The following is a 17,049-nucleotide window of genomic DNA, read 5'->3' on the forward strand; positions in this document are numbered from 1 at the left end:
GCTGACATGAGCAAATCACTGCGGTTGTCCGAAAAATGGTTCCAGCGCGGCCTGTGGCTGGTGGCGCTGGCGTTCGCGTGGTTCCTGATCGGCCTGGGCGGCAAGGTGGTCGGCAACCTGGGCGGCGTGGAGGACACGCTGACCGTAGAGCAGTTCATGCAGCAGCCGCGCGCCGCGCAGCTCAAGCACGCGCTGGCTCAGCAGCAGCGCCGCCAGGCGGACGCCAACGCGGCTTTGCAGCAGGCGCGCCAGAAGCACCAGGTGGCGGTGGCCAACAGCCGTTCCACCCGCGAGACCTTCGACAACTGGCTGGCCACCCGCAGCGTCACGGCGCGCTCCGAGCAGGACCCGGAAGTGCTGAAGCGCACCCGCGAGCTGGACGCGCTGGCCGCCGCCGAGCGCCAGGCGCTGGCGCTGGTGGAAGCGCAGGAGCAAGCCTACCTGGACGCCAGCCAGGCCAGGGACAGGGCGCAGGAGCAGTGGAACGAACTGGAGCAGGCCGCGCGCGGCCCGTACGGCGACGCGCTGCAGGCCAGGGAGCTGCGCGTGTTCGGCTACCGCCTGCTGCTCACGCTGCCGCTGCTGGTGCTGGCGGGCTGGCTGTTCAAGACGCAGCGCAAGGGCAAGTACTGGCCCTTCGTGTGGGGCTTCATCATCTTCGCCGGCTTCGCCTTCTTCGTCGAACTGGTGCCCTACCTGCCGAGCTACGGCGGCTATGTGCGCTACCTGGTCGGCATTGCGCTGACGGTGCTGATCGGGCGCCAGGCCATCGTCTCGCTGCAGCGCTACCTGGAGCGGCAGAAGGCGGCCGAAGCCATGCCCGACCGGCAGCGCCGCGAAACGCTGCAATACGACGTGGCGCTGGCGCGGTTGGCGAAAAGCGTGTGTCCCGGCTGCGAGCGCAAGGTGGACCTGAAAGACCCGGCGATCGACTTCTGCCCGCACTGCGGCATCGGCCTGTACGACCGCTGCGCCAGCTGCCGGACCCGCAAAAACGCCTTCAGCCGCTTCTGCCACGCCTGCGGCAGCGCCGCCCAGGCCGCCCCGCAGCAGGCCGAATCCGCCGCCAAAATGTAATCTGCCCCGCGTTTTTTGCAGTTCGTCGCAATTCCCTCCCGGGCGGGAAGGGCTTGGGTATAGTGCTGGAATACCGATAATGTGCGGCCAGTCGGCATATGGCCGCCGCCCCGAGGATTCCAGACATGACCATTTCCGCCCGCATTCTCTACCACTTCGGCCTGCTGCTGGCCGCCCTCGGCCTGATCCTGCCGGCCGCCCGCGCCGCCGACGAGATCGTGACCGAAACCCGCGCCATCGATGCGCGCGTGGTGCGGGTCAAGCTGGATGGGGTGATCGACCTGAAGTTGCGGCGAGGCGACACGCCTTCGCTGACCGTCACCGCCGACAAGCGCTATATCGGGAAAATCACCACCGCCCAGTCGGGCGACACGCTGCACCTCGATTCGGACGTGCACGGCTTCAAGCTGAAGCGCTCAACCCTGCGCGCCGAACTGGTGCTGCCCAACCTGCGCCAGGTGGTGTCGGACGGCGTGGGCACCACCGAGGTGACCGGTTTCAGCGGCGACGACATCGAGCTGACGCTGGAGGGCGCCGGCAGCATGAAGGTGGTGTGTGACTACCGCACCATGCGCGTCAGCCTGGGGGGCGTGGGCAGCATGCACGTGTGGGCCAGCGAGAACGACAGCGTGGAGCTGGACCTGCAGGGCGCCGGCTACGTCACCCTCGGCGGGCGCAGCAAGATGCTGAAGGCCACGCTGGGCGGCCTGGGCGGCCTGAACGCGCAGCAGTTCCAGGCCGACAGCGTCAGCCTCGAATTGAGCGGCCTGGGCAACGCCACCGTCACCGCACGCGACAACGCCACCTTGAACCTTAGCGGGTTGGGGTCGGTCACAGTCTTTGGCAAGCCGGCCAACCGCAACGTGAGCGTGGACGGGCTCGGCAAGGTCAGCTGGAAGTGACCTTCAGGCGACACGCGAATAAATGGTGCCGCGCGGGAGCGCGGTAATAAGAGACACAAGTACCCATTTCTTGAGCAACATGAAAAAACTATTACAAGCAGTGATCGCGATCGGATTCGCGCTGGGCGTGCACAGCGCCGCGTGGGCCGGCTTCGCGGAAGGGGCCACGGCCTACAACAACCGCAACTACAGCCTGGCGTACAAGGAAATCGAGCCCTTGGCGCGCGCCGGCAACAAGGACGCCGAGCATTTGCTCGGCTTGATGTACTACATGGGCCGCGGCGTGCCGCAGGACTACAAGCAGGCGCTGAACTGGCACCGCAAGGCGGCCGTCAAGGGCAAGGCCGACGCGCAGTACGTGGTAGGCGCCATGTATTACACCGGCAACGCGGTGATCCAGGACCACAAGCAGGCCGTGGTCTGGTTCCGCAAGGCGGCCGAGCAGGGCCATCCGGACGCGCAGCAGACGCTGGGCCTGATGTACCGTTACCACATCGGCGGCATGCCGCAGGATAACGTGCTGGCCTATATGCTGTGGAACCTGGCCGCCGCCAACGGCTCGGCCAACGCCGCCGAGCAGCGCGCCGCCGTGGTCAAGAAGATGACGCCGGAGCAGATCGAGGAAGGCCAGGCGCTGTCGGCCGCGTGGAAGGTGGGCACGCCGCTGCCCAGGCAGTCGCGCACCGGCGGCGGCTAAGACGGCCGGGCTATCGTACAATCGCCCTTTCACTACGAGAGGGCAGCCATGCGTGCGATAGAAATTTCCCAGCCCGGCCCGGCGGACGTGCTGCGCCTGTGCGAGCGTCCGGTCCCCGAATTCAAGGCGGGCGAGGTGCTGATCAAGGTGCACGCGGCCGGCATCAACCGGCCGGACGTGTTCCAGCGCCTGGGCAGCTACGCGCCGCCGCCGGGCGCGTCCGACTTGCCGGGCCTGGAAGTGGCCGGCGAAATCGTCGGCGGCGACCTGGCCGGCAGCCGCTTCAGCAAGGGCGACCTGGTATGCGCGCTGGCGCAGGGCGGCGGCTACGCGGAATACTGCACCGCCCCGGCGGAGCAGTGCCTGCCCGTGCCGAAAGGCTGGTCGATGCTGGAAGCGGCCTCGCTGCCGGAAACCTTCTTCACCGTGTGGAGCAATGTGTTCGACCGCGCCCACCTGATGCAGGGTGAAACCCTGCTGGTGCAGGGCGGCACCTCCGGCATCGGCGTGACGGCCATCCAGCTGGCGGCCGCCATGGGCCACCGCGTGTTCGCCACCGCCGGCAGCGACGAGAAGGCGCGCATCTGCGAGCAGCTGGGCGCCGCGCGCGGCATCAACTACAAGAGCGAGGACTTTGCCGCCGTGGTCAAGCAGCTGACGGACGGCAAGGGCGTGGACGTGATCCTGGACATGGTGGGCGGCGACTACCTGCCGCGCGAGATCAACTGCCTGGCCGACGACGGCCGCATCGCCGTGATCGCGCTGCTGGGCGGCGCCAAGGCCACGCTGGACCTGGGCCAGGTGCTGCGGCGCCGCCTCACCGTCACCGGTTCCACCCTGCGCCCGCGCCCGGTGGCTTTCAAGGCCCGCATCGCGGCGCAGCTGCGCGCGCGCGTCTGGCCGCTGCTGGAATCGGGCGCCATCAAGCCGGTGATCCACCAGGTTTTCCCGCTGGAGCAGGCCGCCGCCGCGCACGCGCTGATGGAAAGCAGCACCCATGTGGGCAAAATCATGCTGCAAGTCGCGTAAGCGCGGCCAAAGCGTAATCAGATTGCCAACATTGCCGCCACACTGTGGCAGCACCGGTTTGACCCCGGTTTGCGGCTCGCGTTAAAATAGCGGGTTATTGAACTTTAGGCTACTATGCGACGCAAACTCGTCATCGGAAATTGGAAAATGAACGGCAGCCGCGACAGCAATGCTGCGCTGTTGTCCGGCATTACGGCTGGCGTTGCGGCTGACTCCGCGGCCAGGCAGGCTGATTGCGCCGTCTGCGCGCCCGCGCCTTACCTGGCACAATGCCAGGCCGCGCTGACGGGCTCGCCGGTCGCATGGGGTGCGCAGGACGTGTCGGCCTATGCCGCAGGCGCCTACACCGGCGAAGTGGCGGCCTCCATGCTGGCCGATTTCGCGTGCCGCTACGTGATCGTGGGCCATTCGGAGCGCCGCGCTTACCACCATGAGAGCAATGAGCTGGTGGCGCAGAAGGCGCTGGCCGCGCTGTCGGCCGGCCTGGTGCCGGTGGTGTGCGTGGGCGAAACGCTGGCCGAACGCGAGGCGGGGCGCACCGCCGTGGTGGTGTGCGCGCAGCTGCAGGCAGTGCTGGACGTGCTGGACACGGCGGCGCTGGGCAAGATCGTGCTGGCTTACGAGCCGGTGTGGGCCATCGGCACCGGCAAGACCGCCACGCCGGCCATGGCGCAGGAAGTGCACGCGCAGTTGCGCCAGCAAGTCGCCACGCGCGACGCGGCGGCAGCGGCCGGCATGCAGATCCTGTACGGCGGCAGCATGAAGCCGGAGAATGCGAAAGAATTGCTGGCCCAGCCGGATATCGACGGCGGCCTGATTGGCGGCGCGGCGCTGAAGGCGGCGGATTTCCTCGCCATCGTGCACGCGGCCGGGTAATAAGAATAAGCTACGAGTTAACTGATACACCTTCAACTGGAAATGGAATAGCATGAACACTTTGCACAACCTCATCGTCGTCGTCCAGGTGCTGTCGGCCCTGGCCATTATCGCCCTGGTGCTGCTGCAGCACGGCAAGGGCGCCGACATGGGCGCCGCCTTCGGCTCGGGCGCTTCGGGCAGCCTGTTCGGCGCCAGCGGCTCGTCCAACTTCATGTCGAAGTCGACCGCCGTGGCCGCCGCCATCTTCTTCGGCGCCACGCTGGCGCTGGCATCGATCGCCAGCAACCGCGGCGTGAGCACCGGCGGCGGCGTGATGGACAAGATCACCGCTCCTGCGCCAACCAAGGGCACGGCCGCGATCCCGGCCGCCGCGCCGGCCGCGCCGGCAGCCCCGACCGCAGCTGAAGCCGCCGCCGCCGCAGGCGTGCCTGCCGCTGCTCCTGCTGCGCCGGCACCAGTACCTGCACCAGCCCCTGCGCCGGCGCCGCAAAAGTAATACCTGATATTCCCGGAATCGAGGATGCCCTCGATACTCTAGGAATTCAGTCAAGCTTTACCGTTTTCTTCTTGTTTTGCCGCAATACGCATTAACAAAGCAGTGAAATCACTGTAGAATAACGGGCTTAACGCCGACGTGGTGAAATTGGTAGACACGCTATCTTGAGGGGGTAGTGGCGAAAGCTGTACGAGTTCGAGTCTCGTCGTCGGCACCAAAGAAATACAGAAAGCCAGCAGGTGCGTCTGGGCAGGGGAAATCCCGCCGTCCGGGCCTAAGCTGGTTTTTTTACGAGGATGTGTCGTTTGATCCTGGTCTCAATGTTGATTGGGGTCGAGCGTTAAATGCACCGCAGGGTAGCGCGGCGCCTTCCTAACCGATCGTTCAACATTAAGCTCATCAATGAACCTCGAAAATTACTTCCCCGTTCTCTTATTCCTGCTCGTCGGCGTCGGTGTCGGCGTAGTTCCCCAGGTGCTCGGCCGTCTGCTCGGTCCACACAAGCCTGACGCGGCCAAATTGTCCCCTTACGAGTGCGGTTTCGAAGCCTTCGAAGACGCGCGCATGAAATTCGACGTACGATACTACCTCGTCGCAATTCTGTTTATTTTGTTCGATCTGGAAACGGCATTCTTCTTCCCATGGGGCGTGTCGATGCGCGAACTGGGCTGGCAAGGTTTCGTTACGATGATGGTGTTCATCGCCGAATTCGTGGTCGGTTTTTGGTATATCTGGAAGAAAGGTGCCCTTGATTGGGAATAAGCCATGGCTATTGAAGGCGTATTAAACGAAGGTTTCATCACCACCACAGCCGACAAGCTGATCAACTGGGCGCGCACCGGGTCGATGTTCCCGATGACGTTCGGCCTGGCATGCTGCGCGGTTGAAATGATGCACGTGGGCGCAGCCCGCTACGATCTGGACCGCTTCGGCATCGTGTTCCGTCCCTCGCCACGCCAGTCCGACGTGATGATTGTGGCCGGCACGCTGTGCAACAAGATGGCGCCGGCACTGCGCAAGGTCTACGACCAGATGTCCGAGCCGCGCTGGGTCATCTCGATGGGCTCCTGCGCCAACGGCGGCGGCTACTATCACTATTCCTACTCCGTGGTGCGCGGTTGCGACCGCATCGTACCGGTGGACGTGTACGTGCCGGGCTGTCCGCCCACGGCCGAAGCGCTGCTGTACGGCATCCTGCAGTTGCAGAACAAGATCAAGCGTACCAACACGATCGCACGCTAAACGGGGCGCTTCAGAACTATGAGTACACAATTGGAAGTCTTGCAAAACGCCCTGGCTACGGCTTTGGGCGATCGCGTTACTACGGTAGTAGCGCTGGGTGAAATCACCCTGACCGTGAAAGCGGCCGATTATTACGCCGTCATGCAGACCCTGCGCGACGACGCCACGCTGCATTTCGAGCAGATGATCGACCTGTGCGGCGTCGACTATTCGACCTACGGCGAAGGCACGTGGGACGGCTTGCGTTTCGCGGTCGTGTCGCACCTGCTGTCGGTCAAGCACAACTGGCGCGTGCGCGTGCGCGTGTTCGCGCCCGACGACGACATGCCGGTGGTGGCGTCCGTGATGCCGATCTGGCGTGCCGTCAACTGGTACGAGCGCGAAGCGTTCGACCTGCTGGGCATCCTGTTCGAAGGCCACAACGACCTGCGCCGCATCCTGACCGACTACGGTTTCGTGGGCCATCCGTTCCGCAAGGATTTCCCGGTCTCCGGCTATGTGGAAATGCGCTACGACGAAGCACAGAAGCGCGTGATCTACCAGCCTGTGACGATCGAGCCGCGCGAAAACGTGCCGCGCGTGATCCGCGAAGAAAACTACGGGATGAAATAATGGCTGAGATTAAGAACTACACCCTGAACTTTGGTCCGCAGCACCCGGCAGCGCACGGCGTGCTGCGCCTGGTGCTGGAGCTGGACGGCGAAGTGATCCAGCGCGCCGACCCGCACATCGGCCTGCTGCACCGCGGCACCGAGAAGCTGGCCGAGCAGAAGACCTACCTGCAGTCCGTGCCCTACATGGACCGCCTCGACTACGTGTCGATGATGTGCAACGAGCACGCCTACGTGATGGCGATCGAGAAGCTGCTGGGCATTGAAGTGCCGCTGCGCGCACAGTACATCCGCGTCATGTTCGACGAGATGACCCGCCTGCTGAACCACCTGATGTGGCTGGGCGCGCACGCGCTCGACGTGGGCGCCATGGGGCCGTTCCTGTACGCCTTCCGCGACCGCGAAGACCTGTTCGACTGCTACGAAGCGGTGTCGGGCGCGCGCATGCACGCGGCTTACTACCGTCCGGGCGGCGTGTACCGCGACCTGCCGGATTCCATGCCGCAGCACAAGGCCTCGCCGATCAAGTCGGCCAAGACCATCAAGGAGCTGAACGACAACCGCCAGGGCTCGCTGCTCGACTTCATCGAAGACTTCAGCAACCGCTTCCCGACCTATGTCGACGAATACGAAACGCTGCTGACCGACAACCGTATCTGGAAACAGCGTACCGTCGGCATCGGCGTGGTCACGCCGGAAGACGCGCTGGCCATGGGCTTCACCGGCGCCATGCTGCGCGGTTCGGGCATCGAGTGGGATCTGCGCAAGCACCAGCCGTACGAAGTGTACGACCTGATGGACTTCGACATCCCGGTCGGCACCAACGGCGACTGCTACGACCGCTACCTGGTGCGCATCGAAGAAATGCGCCAGGCCAACCGCATCATCAAGCAGTGCGTGGAATGGCTGCGCAACAATCCGGGTCCGGTCATGTCCAGCAACCGCAAGGTGGCGCCGCCGTCGCGCGTGGACATGAAAACCAACATGGAATCGCTGATCCACCACTTCAAGCTGTTTACCGAAGGCTTCCATGTGCCGCCGGGCGAAGCATACGCCGCGGTGGAGCACCCGAAAGGCGAGTTCGGCATCTACCTGCTATCGGACGGCGCCAATAAACCATACCGCATGAAGCTGCGCGCGCCAGACTACGCCCACCTGCAGTCGCTGGACGAAATGGCGCGCGGCCACATGATTGCCGATGCCGTGACCATCATTGGTACGCAGGACATCGTGTTCGGCAGTATTGACCGCTAAGTTCGAGAGGCGAAAAGAATGTTGTTATCAGAGCAGTGCTACAAAAAGATCGACCGCGAACTGGCCAAGTATCCGGACGACCAGCGCCAGTCCGCCGTGATGGCCGCGCTGGCCCACGCCCAGGTTGAACTGGGCTGGGTGTCGACCCAAGTGATGCAGGAACTGGCCGACTACATCCGCATGCCGGCCATCGCCGTGCAGGAAGTGGCCACTTTCTACAATATGTACAACACCAAGCCGGTGGGCAAGCACAAGATCACCGTGTGCACCAACCTGCCGTGCGCCCTGTCGGGCGGCGAGCGCGCCGCGCACCACCTGAAGCAGAAGCTGGGCATCGATTACCGCGACACCACCGAAGACGGCGAATTCACGCTGATGGAAGGCGAGTGCATGGGCGCCTGCGGCGACGCGCCGGTGCTGCTGGTAAACAACCACCGCATGTGCTCGTTCATGTCGAACGACAAGATCGACGCGCTCGTGGTTGAACTGAAGGAATCCAACAAATGACCAGTCTGCACGACCGTCACATCAAGCCGCTGATCCTGAAGGATCTGAACGGCGACAACTGGCACCTGGCCGACTACGTCAAGCGTGGCGGCTACTCGGCGCTGCGCCGCATCCTGGAAGAGAAGATCGCCCCGGAAACCATCATCGCCGATCTGAAAACCTCCGGCCTGCGCGGCCGCGGCGGCGCCGGTTTCCCGACCGGCCTGAAGTGGAGCTTCATGCCGCGCCAGTTCCCCGGGCAGAAGTACCTCGTCTGCAATACAGATGAGGGCGAGCCGGGCACGTTCAAGGACCGCGACATCATCCGCTACAATCCGCACGCGCTGATCGAAGGCATGGCCATCGGCGCCTACGCGATGGGCATCACCGTGGGCTACAACTACATCCACGGCGAGATCTTCCAGGAATACCTGCGCTTTGAAGAAGCGCTGGAAGAGGCGCGCGCCGCCGGCTTCCTGGGCGACAAGATCATGGGCAGCGAGTTCAGCTTCCAGCTGCACGCGCACCACGGCTACGGCGCCTACATCTGCGGCGAGGAAACCGCGCTGCTGGAATCGCTGGAAGGCAAAAAAGGCCAGCCGCGCTTCAAGCCGCCTTTCCCTGCGTCGTTCGGCCTGTACGGCAAGCCGACCACCATCAACAACACGGAAACCTTCGCCGCCGTCCCGTTCATCCTGAACATCGGCGCGGAGAACTACCTGGCGCTGGGCAAGCCGAACAACGGCGGCACCAAGATCTTCTCGATCTCGGGCGACATCGAGCGTCCGGGCAACTACGAAGTCCCGCTGGGCACCTCGTTCGCCGAGTTCCTGGAACTGGCCGGCGGCATGCGCGGCGGCAAGAAGATCAAGGCTGTCATTCCCGGCGGCTCGTCGGCGCCGGTGGTGCGCGGCGAGATCATGATGCAAACCGATCTGGACTATGACTCGATCGCCAAGGCCGGCTCCATGCTGGGCTCGGGCGCCATCATCGTCATGGACGAGACGCGCTGCATGGTCAAGGCGCTGGAACGCCTGTCCTACTTCTACTTCGAAGAATCGTGCGGCCAGTGCACCCCGTGCCGCGAAGGCACGGGCTGGATGTACCGCGTGGTCCACCGCATCGAGCACGGCCAGGGCCGTCCGGAAGATCTGGACCTGCTGAATTCGGTCGCCGACAACATCCAGGGCCGCACCATTTGCGCCCTGGGCGATGCCGCCGCGATGCCGGTACGCGCCTTCGTCAAGCAATTCCGCGAAGAATTTGAATATCACGTCGAGCACAAGCATTGCTTGGTGCCCGCTTACCTCTAAGCTGCGTAACGATCACCATGGTTGAAATCGAAATAGACGGCAAGAAAGTCGAAGTCCCTGCTGGTAGCATGGTGATGGACGCTGCCAACAAATTGGGAACCTACATCCCGCACTTCTGCTATCACAAGAAATTGTCGATCGCAGCGAACTGCCGCATGTGCCTGGTCGAAGTGGAAAAGGCGCCCAAGCCTTTGCCCGCTTGCGCCACGCCCGTGTCCGCCGGCATGATCGTGCGCTCGCACAGCGAAAAGGCGGTGCAGGCGCAGAAGTCGGTGATGGAGTTCCTGCTGATTAACCACCCGCTGGACTGCCCGATCTGCGATCAGGGCGGCGAATGCCAGCTGCAGGACTTGGCGGTGGGCTACGGCAAGGGCGAATCGCGCTACCAGGAAGACAAGCGCGTGGTCGTGCCGAAGCAGGCCGGTCCGCTGGTGTCCATGCAGGAAATGGCGCGCTGCATCCAGTGCACCCGCTGCGTGCGTTTCGGCCAGGAAGTGGCCGGCGTGATGGAGCTGGGCATGATCGGCCGCGGCGAACACTCGGAAATCACCAGCTTCGTGGGCGAAGCGGTGAGCTCCGAAATGTCGGGCAATATGATCGACCTGTGCCCGGTGGGCGCGCTGACCTCCAAGCCGTTCCGCTACAGCGCCCGCACCTGGGAACTGTCGCGCCGCAAATCCGTTTCCCCGCACGACTCGCTGGGCGCCAACCTGATCGTCCAGGTCAAGGGCGGCAAAGTGATGCGCGTGCTGCCGCTGGAAAACGACTCGGTCAACGAGTGCTGGATCTCCGACAAGGACCGCTTCTCCTACGAGGCGCTGGACAGCGCCGAGCGCCTGACCCAGCCGATGCTGAAGCAGGGCGGCGAGTGGAAAGAGGTGGACTGGCAGACCGCGCTGGAATACGTGGCGCACGGCCTAAAGAACATCAAGCATGAACACGGCGCCGACGCCATCGCTTCCTACGCGACCCCGCATTCGACCACCGAAGAACTGCACCTGCTGCAAAAGCTGACCCGCTCGCTCGGTTCCGAGCACGTCGACTTCCGCCTGCGCCAGAGCGATTTCGCGCTGGACGGCGAAGTATCGCCATGGCTGGGCATGCCGGTTGCCGACGTGACCGGCCTGCAGCGCGTGTTCGTCATCGGTTCCTTCCTGCGCAAGGACCACCCGCTGCTGGCGACCCGCATCCGCGCCGCCGTCAAGTCGGGCGCCAAGCTGTCGGTACTGAACGGCACCGCCGACGACAGCCTGATCACCGTCGCCAACCAGATCACCGCCGCGCCGTCCGACTGGCTGGCCGCGCTGTCGCAAGTGGTGGTGGCCGTGGCCGCCGCGAAAGAAGCGGCTGCGCCTGCAGGTTTCGAGGGCATCGAAGCATCCGACGCCGCCAAGGCGATCGCCGCTTCGCTGCTGTCCGGTGAACGCAAGGCCGTGTTCCTGGGCAACGCCGCCGCCGCGCATCCGCAAGCGTCCGCGCTGCACGCCGCCGCGCAGTGGATCGCCGAACAGACCGGCGCCAAGCTGGGCTACCTGGTGGACGCCGCCAACACCGTCGGCGGCTACCTGGTGAACGCCACCGCGAAGAACGCCGCGCCGGCATTCAGCGCGCCGAAGAAAGCCTACCTGCTGCTGAACGCGGAACCGGAACTGGATGCGGCCAATCCGCAAGCCGCCGCCGCCGCGCTGAAGCAAGCCGAGATGGTGGTCGTCATGTCCGCCTTCAAGCACGGCATGGACTACGCCGACGTGCTGCTGCCGATCGCGCCGTTCAGCGAAACCTCGGGCACCTTCGTCAACGCCGAAGGCCGCGCACAGAGCTTCAACGGCACCGTCAAGCCGCTGGCTGAAGCGCGTCCGGCCTGGAAAGTGCTGCGCGTGCTGGGCAACGTGCTGGGCCTGTCCGGTTTCGACTACGACACCTCGGAAGCCATCCGCGACGAGCTGTTCGGCAAAGGCGTGACCGACCTGTCGGCCAAGCTGAACAACCTGTCGAAGAAAGCCGTGTCGTCGGCAACCTTCGGCACTGCCGGTTCGCTGGAGCGCCTGGCCGACGTGCCGATCCACTTCGCCGACGCCATCGCGCGCCGCTCCGGTCCGCTGCTGGCCACCATCGACGGCGCCGCCCCCGTGGCGCGCATCTCGGTGGCCACCGCCGCCGCGCTGGGCATCAAGGCCGGCGACAAAGTAAGCGTGACCCAGGGTAGCGGCTCGGCCGTGCTGGAAGCCGTGATCGACGCTGGCCTGCCGGCCAACGTGGTCCGCGTGCCTGCCGCACACGAATCGACCGCCAAGCTGGGCGCCATGTTCGGTGCCATCACCGTAGCCAAAGCAGGGGAGGCCAAGTAATGGCGCTGGAATTCGTCAACACCATCACCACCACCGGCTCCGACCTGCTGGGCCCGCAAGTGTGGTTCTTCGTCTGGACCATGATCAAGCTGCTGTGCGTGCTGCTGCCGCTGATGGGCCTGGTCGCTTACGCCACCCTGTGGGAGCGCAAGCTGATCGGCTGGATCCAGATCCGTATCGGCCCTAACCGCGTCGGTCCGGGCGGCCTGCTGCAGCCGATCGCCGACGCGCTGAAACTGCTGCTCAAAGAGATCGTGATCCCGACCAAGGCCGCCAAGGGCCTGTTCGTGATCGGTCCCGTGATGACCATCATGCCGGCGCTGGCCGCCTGGTCTGTGGTGCCGTTCGGTCCGGAAGCCGTGCTGGCCAACGTCAACGCCGGCCTGCTGCTGCTGATGGCGATCACCTCGATGGAAGTGTACGGCGTGATCATCGCCGGTTGGGCATCGAACTCGAAGTTCTCCTTCCTGGGCGCGATGCGCGCCTCGGCGCAGATGATCTCCTACGAAATCCCGATGGGCTTCGTGCTGGTGGTGATCCTGATGGTGTCCGGTTCGCTGAACTTCATCGACATCGTCGGCATGCAGGCCAAGGGCCAGATGGTCGACGCCGGCATGAACTTCCTGTCGTGGAACTGGCTGCCGCTGCTGCCGCTGTTCGTGATCTACCTGACCTCCGGCCTGGCCGAGACCAACCGCCACCCGTTCGACGTGGTGGAAGGCGAGTCGGAAATCGTGGCCGGCCACATGGTGGAATACTCGGGCATGTCGTACGCCATGTTCATGCTGGCCGAATACGCCAACATGATCCTGGTCGGCGTGCTGGCATCGATCATGTTCCTGGGCGGCTGGGCTGCACCGTTCTCGTTCCTGGAATTCGGCGGCGGTTTCGGCGGCTTCTTCTGGCTGTTCGCGAAGACCTTCGCCATCGTGTCGATCTTCATCTGGGTGCGCGGTACCTTCCCACGCTACCGTTACGACCAGATCATGCGCCTGGGCTGGAAAATCTTCATCCCCCTGACCCTGGTCTGGCTGGTGCTGGTGGCCGGCGTGATCAACTCGCCGTGGAATATTTGGAAGTAAGGAAGCAACATGGAAAAAGTTAAAGACTTCTTCGGCAGCCTGATGCTGTCGGAACTGATCAAAGGCATGGCCCTGACGGGCAAGTACATGTTCGCGCGCAAGATCACGGTGCAGTACCCGGAAGAGAAGACGCCGATGTCGCCGCGCTTCCGCGGCCTGCACGCGCTGCGCCGCTACCCGAACGGGGAAGAGCGCTGCATCGCCTGCAAACTGTGCGAAGCGGTGTGCCCGGCAATGGCCATCACGATCGAATCGGAACAGCGCGACGACGGCTCGCGCCGCACCACGCGCTACGACATCGATCTGACCAAGTGCATCTTCTGCGGCTTCTGCGAAGAATCCTGCCCGGTGGACTCGATCGTGGAAACCCACGTGCTGGAATACCACGGCGAGAAGCGCGGCGATCTGTACTACACCAAAGAGATGCTGCTGGCAGTGGGCGACCGCTACGAAGCCGACATCGCCGCCAACCGCGAAGCGGATGCAGCGTACCGCTGATCGCCGCCGATACTGATCTGGACTACAAATGGACTTTACAACCGTTTTATTCTACGTGTTCTCCGCCATCCTGGTGCTGGCGTCGATCCGCGTAATCACGGCCCCGAACCCGGTTCAGGCCGCGCTGTTCCTGGTGCTGGCCTTCTTCCAGGCCGCAGGCATCTGGATGCTGCTGAAAGCTGAATTCCTCTCCATCGTACTGGTGCTGGTGTATGTCGGCGCCGTGATGGTGCTGTTCCTGTTCGTGGTGATGATGCTGGACATCCACGTGGCCAAGCTGCGCGAAGGCTTCTGGGGCTACCTGCCCATCGCCGGCGTGATCGGCGGCATCATCGTGCTGGAAATGGCGTCGGTGATCTGGCGTTCGTTCGGCATCAACGGCGCAGCCGCGCCGGAAGCGGCCGGCAGCATCGGCTCGACCAAGGCGCTGGGCATGCTGATCTACACCGAGTACATCTACGCCTTCGAGATCGCCGCAGCCGTGCTGCTGGTGGCCATCATCGCCGCCGTGGCGCTGACCCTGCGCAAGCGCAAGGACATCAAGTACTTCGATCCTGCCGACGCCGTGCGCGTCAAGCGCAACGACCGCCTGCGCATCGTGAAGATGGACGCGGTGTCGACCCGCAACGCGCCGGAAGCACCCGCAGCAGCTGCAACGAATGAAGCACCGAAGGAGGCTAAATGACTTTATCCCTGGCTCACTACCTGGTCCTGGGCGCGATCCTGTTCGCGATCTCGATCGTTGGTATTTTCCTGAACCGCAAGAACATCATCGTCCTGCTGATGGCCATCGAACTGATGCTGCTGGCCGTGAACATGAACTTCATCGCCTTCTCGCACTACCTGGGCGACGCGGCCGGTCAGATCTTCGTCTTCTTCATTTTGACCGTGGCGGCTGCCGAATCGGCAATCGGCCTGGCGATCCTGGTGGTGATGTTCCGTAACCTGGACACCATCAACGTGGAAGACCTGGACAGCCTCAAAGGCTGAGTTAATCACCTCGAATAATAAACATTAAGGTTCATCATGACGGGGCTTAACCCTAACCTCCTTTTGGCTGTACCGCTGGCTCCGCTGGCGGGCTCAGCTATCGCCGGTTTGCTCGGCACTAAGTTCTTCGGCAACGTCGTTGGCCGGAAAGTGGCAACCGCCGCGACCATCCTGGGCGTGCTGATTGCTTTCATTATCTCGTTCCAGACGCTGCTCGCGCTGCTGGACGGCGCGCCGGTGTACAACGCCGACGTGTACCGCTGGATGACCGTGGCCGGCGTGAAGCTGGCCGTGGGCTTCCAGATCGACACCCTGACGGCCATGATGATGAACGTGGTGACCTTCGTGTCGCTGATGGTTCACATCTACACCATCGGCTACATGAAGGACGACGAAGGCTACAACCGCTTCTTCTCCTACATCTCGCTGTTCACGTTCTCGATGCTGATGCTGGTCATGTCCAACAACTTCCTGCAGCTGTTCTTCGGCTGGGAAGCGGTGGGCCTGGTTTCCTACCTGCTGATCGGTTTCTGGTACACCCGTCCGACCGCGATCTTCGCCAACATGAAGGCCTTCCTGGTCAACCGCGTGGGCGACTTCGGCTTCATCCTGGGCATCGGCCTGCTGCTGGCTTACGGCGGCTCGATGGACTACCAGGAAGTGTTCGCCAAGAAGGACGCGCTGGCCGCCATGACGCTGCCGGGCACCGACTGGATGCTGCTGACCGTGGCCTGTATCTGCCTGTTCATCGGCGCCATGGGTAAATCGGCCCAGTTCCCGCTGCACGTGTGGCTGCCGGACTCGATGGAAGGTCCAACCCCGATCTCCGCGCTGATCCACGCCGCCACCATGGTGACCGCAGGCATCTTCATGGTGACCCGCATGTCGCCGCTGTTCGAGCTGTCCGACACCGCGCTGTCCTTCGTGCTGGTGATCGGCTCGATCACCGCGCTGTTCATGGGCTTCCTGGGCATCATCCAGAACGACATCAAGCGCGTGGTGGCGTACTCCACGCTGTCGCAGCTGGGCTACATGACCGTGGCGCTGGGCGCTTCGGCCTACTCGGTGGCCGTGTTCCACCTGATGACGCACGCGTTCTTCAAGGCACTGCTGTTCCTGGGCGCCGGTTCCGTCATCATCGGCATGCACCACGACCAGGACATCCGCAACATGGGCGGCCTGCGCAAATACATGCCAATCACCTGGATCACCTCGCTGCTGGGTTCCCTTGCGCTGATCGGCACGCCGCTGTTCTCCGGCTTCTATTCGAAGGATTCGATCATCGAAGCCGTGCACGAGACCCATATCTGGGGCGCCGGCTTCGCCAACTTCGCCGTGCTGGCCGGCGTGTTCGTGACCGCGTTCTACTCGTTCCGCATGTACTTCCTGGTGTTCCACGGCGAAGAGCGTTTCGGCAAGGCCCATGCGCACGATGCGCACGACCACCACCACGATGCGCACGCCAAGCATGCCGCTCCGGCGCATGATTCCGACGCGCACCATGAAGAAGAGGAAGACGATCACGGCCACCACGGCCTGGCCCCGGGCGAGAAACCGCACGAGTCGCCATTCGTGGTCTGGTTCCCGCTGGTGATGCTGGCCATCCCGTCGGTCCTGATCGGCTACTTCACCATCGCACCGATGCTGCATGGCGACTTCTTCAAAGGCGTGATCACCATCGGCGAGAACCACAAGGCCATGGAGATCCTGGGCGAAGAGTTCCACGGCGCATGGGCCATGGCTGTGCACTCGCTGACCACCGCTCCGCTGTGGCTGGCTGTCGCCGGCGTGGCAAGCTCGTACTACTGCTACATGATCAATCCGCGTGTACCGGCCTGGTTCTTCGCCAAGTTCAAGGCGATCCACACCCTGCTGGACAACAAGTACTACATGGACAAGTTCAACCAGGCAGTGTTCGCCGGCGGCGCGCGCGTGCTGGGCAACGGCCTGTGGCAAGTGGGCGACCGTACCCTGATCGACGGCCTGGTGGTGAACGGCAGCGCCAAAGTGGTGGCGTGGTTCTCCTCGCTGACCCGCCTGGCGCAGACCGGCTACATCTACCACTATGCGTTCGTGATGATCCTGGGCATTGTCGGTTTCCTGGTCTACTTCCTGCCGTTTTGGCACGCTTAACAGCTGACACGC

At 63.7% G+C, this 17,049-nt stretch carries 18 protein-coding genes and 1 tRNA gene; all 19 read left to right on the plus strand.

The window, feature by feature from the left end:
• Positions 1-6: 6 nt before the first annotated feature.
• The 19 genes from AC56DV_RS09190 (at position 7) to nuoL (ending at position 17,037) form a co-directional block, all read left to right on the plus strand.
• On the plus strand, positions 7-1,077 hold the full coding sequence (locus tag AC56DV_RS09190; RefSeq protein WP_496313994.1) for a serine endopeptidase: 1,071 nt from the start codon (positions 7-9) through the stop codon (positions 1,075-1,077).
• A gap of 125 nt (positions 1,078-1,202) precedes the next feature.
• Positions 1,203-1,979, plus strand: coding sequence for a GIN domain-containing protein (locus AC56DV_RS09195; protein WP_496313995.1), 777 nt, complete (start codon positions 1,203-1,205; stop codon positions 1,977-1,979).
• A gap of 79 nt (positions 1,980-2,058) precedes the next feature.
• A complete protein-coding gene (locus tag AC56DV_RS09200; protein WP_496313996.1) occupies positions 2,059-2,676 on the plus strand; it encodes a tetratricopeptide repeat protein in 618 nt (205 codons plus the stop codon).
• A gap of 48 nt (positions 2,677-2,724) precedes the next feature.
• Entirely contained in the window at positions 2,725-3,705 is a 981-nt protein-coding gene (locus tag AC56DV_RS09205) for an NAD(P)H-quinone oxidoreductase (protein ID WP_496313997.1), read from the plus strand.
• A 114-nt stretch (positions 3,706-3,819) separates the two neighbouring features.
• The gene (tpiA, locus tag AC56DV_RS09210) at positions 3,820-4,581 is read left to right on the plus strand and encodes a triose-phosphate isomerase (RefSeq protein WP_496313998.1); all 762 of its coding nucleotides are present in this window, start codon (positions 3,820-3,822) and stop codon (positions 4,579-4,581) included.
• A 52-nt stretch (positions 4,582-4,633) separates the two neighbouring features.
• On the plus strand, positions 4,634-5,080 hold the full coding sequence (gene secG, locus AC56DV_RS09215) for a preprotein translocase subunit SecG (RefSeq protein WP_496313999.1): 447 nt from the start codon (positions 4,634-4,636) through the stop codon (positions 5,078-5,080).
• Positions 5,081-5,212: 132 nt separating this feature from the next.
• Positions 5,213-5,297 (plus strand) — tRNA-Leu (locus AC56DV_RS09220).
• 185 nt (positions 5,298-5,482) lie between these two features.
• Positions 5,483-5,842 carry an NADH-quinone oxidoreductase subunit A gene (gene ndhC, locus AC56DV_RS09225; RefSeq protein ID WP_496314000.1) on the plus strand — a complete coding sequence of 120 codons (360 nt, stop codon included), beginning with the start codon at positions 5,483-5,485 and terminating at the stop codon, positions 5,840-5,842.
• 3 nt (positions 5,843-5,845) lie between these two features.
• Positions 5,846-6,322 (plus strand): NuoB/complex I 20 kDa subunit family protein, encoded by a 477-nt coding sequence (locus AC56DV_RS09230; protein ID WP_056397301.1) that lies wholly within the window; start codon positions 5,846-5,848, stop codon positions 6,320-6,322.
• Positions 6,323-6,340: 18 nt separating this feature from the next.
• The gene (locus AC56DV_RS09235; RefSeq protein ID WP_057157820.1) at positions 6,341-6,934 is read left to right on the plus strand and encodes an NADH-quinone oxidoreductase subunit C; all 594 of its coding nucleotides are present in this window, start codon (positions 6,341-6,343) and stop codon (positions 6,932-6,934) included.
• On the plus strand, positions 6,934-8,187 hold the full coding sequence (locus AC56DV_RS09240; RefSeq protein WP_057157821.1) for an NADH-quinone oxidoreductase subunit D: 1,254 nt from the start codon (positions 6,934-6,936) through the stop codon (positions 8,185-8,187). The genes AC56DV_RS09235 and AC56DV_RS09240 overlap by 1 nt, the downstream gene beginning before the upstream one ends.
• Before the next feature lie 18 nt (positions 8,188-8,205).
• Positions 8,206-8,694: an NADH-quinone oxidoreductase subunit NuoE gene (nuoE, locus tag AC56DV_RS09245; RefSeq protein WP_496314001.1), complete on the plus strand. Its 489-nt coding sequence runs from the start codon at positions 8,206-8,208 to the stop codon at positions 8,692-8,694.
• Positions 8,691-9,986, plus strand: coding sequence for an NADH-quinone oxidoreductase subunit NuoF (nuoF, locus tag AC56DV_RS09250; protein ID WP_496314002.1), 1,296 nt, complete (start codon positions 8,691-8,693; stop codon positions 9,984-9,986). The genes nuoE and nuoF overlap by 4 nt, the downstream gene beginning before the upstream one ends.
• Positions 9,987-10,003: 17 nt before the next feature.
• Positions 10,004-12,334 (plus strand): NADH-quinone oxidoreductase subunit NuoG, encoded by a 2,331-nt coding sequence (nuoG, locus tag AC56DV_RS09255; RefSeq protein WP_496314003.1) that lies wholly within the window; start codon positions 10,004-10,006, stop codon positions 12,332-12,334.
• Positions 12,334-13,416 (plus strand): NADH-quinone oxidoreductase subunit NuoH, encoded by a 1,083-nt coding sequence (gene nuoH, locus AC56DV_RS09260; protein WP_496314004.1) that lies wholly within the window; start codon positions 12,334-12,336, stop codon positions 13,414-13,416. The genes nuoG and nuoH overlap by 1 nt, the downstream gene beginning before the upstream one ends.
• Before the next feature lie 9 nt (positions 13,417-13,425).
• Positions 13,426-13,914 carry an NADH-quinone oxidoreductase subunit NuoI gene (gene nuoI, locus AC56DV_RS09265; RefSeq protein WP_056397264.1) on the plus strand — a complete coding sequence of 163 codons (489 nt, stop codon included), beginning with the start codon at positions 13,426-13,428 and terminating at the stop codon, positions 13,912-13,914.
• Positions 13,915-13,942: 28 nt separating this feature from the next.
• On the plus strand, positions 13,943-14,599 hold the full coding sequence (locus AC56DV_RS09270) for an NADH-quinone oxidoreductase subunit J (protein WP_496314005.1): 657 nt from the start codon (positions 13,943-13,945) through the stop codon (positions 14,597-14,599).
• On the plus strand, positions 14,596-14,904 hold the full coding sequence (nuoK, locus tag AC56DV_RS09275; RefSeq protein WP_008450334.1) for an NADH-quinone oxidoreductase subunit NuoK: 309 nt from the start codon (positions 14,596-14,598) through the stop codon (positions 14,902-14,904). The genes AC56DV_RS09270 and nuoK overlap by 4 nt, the downstream gene beginning before the upstream one ends.
• A gap of 36 nt (positions 14,905-14,940) precedes the next feature.
• Complete coding sequence (gene nuoL, locus AC56DV_RS09280; RefSeq protein ID WP_496314006.1) at positions 14,941-17,037, plus strand: NADH-quinone oxidoreductase subunit L; 2,097 nt, start codon at positions 14,941-14,943, stop codon at positions 17,035-17,037.
• Positions 17,038-17,049: the final 12 nt, after the last annotated feature.

It is taken from the genome of Massilia sp. BGA-UO-ETr-WB1 (assembly GCF_059567845.1).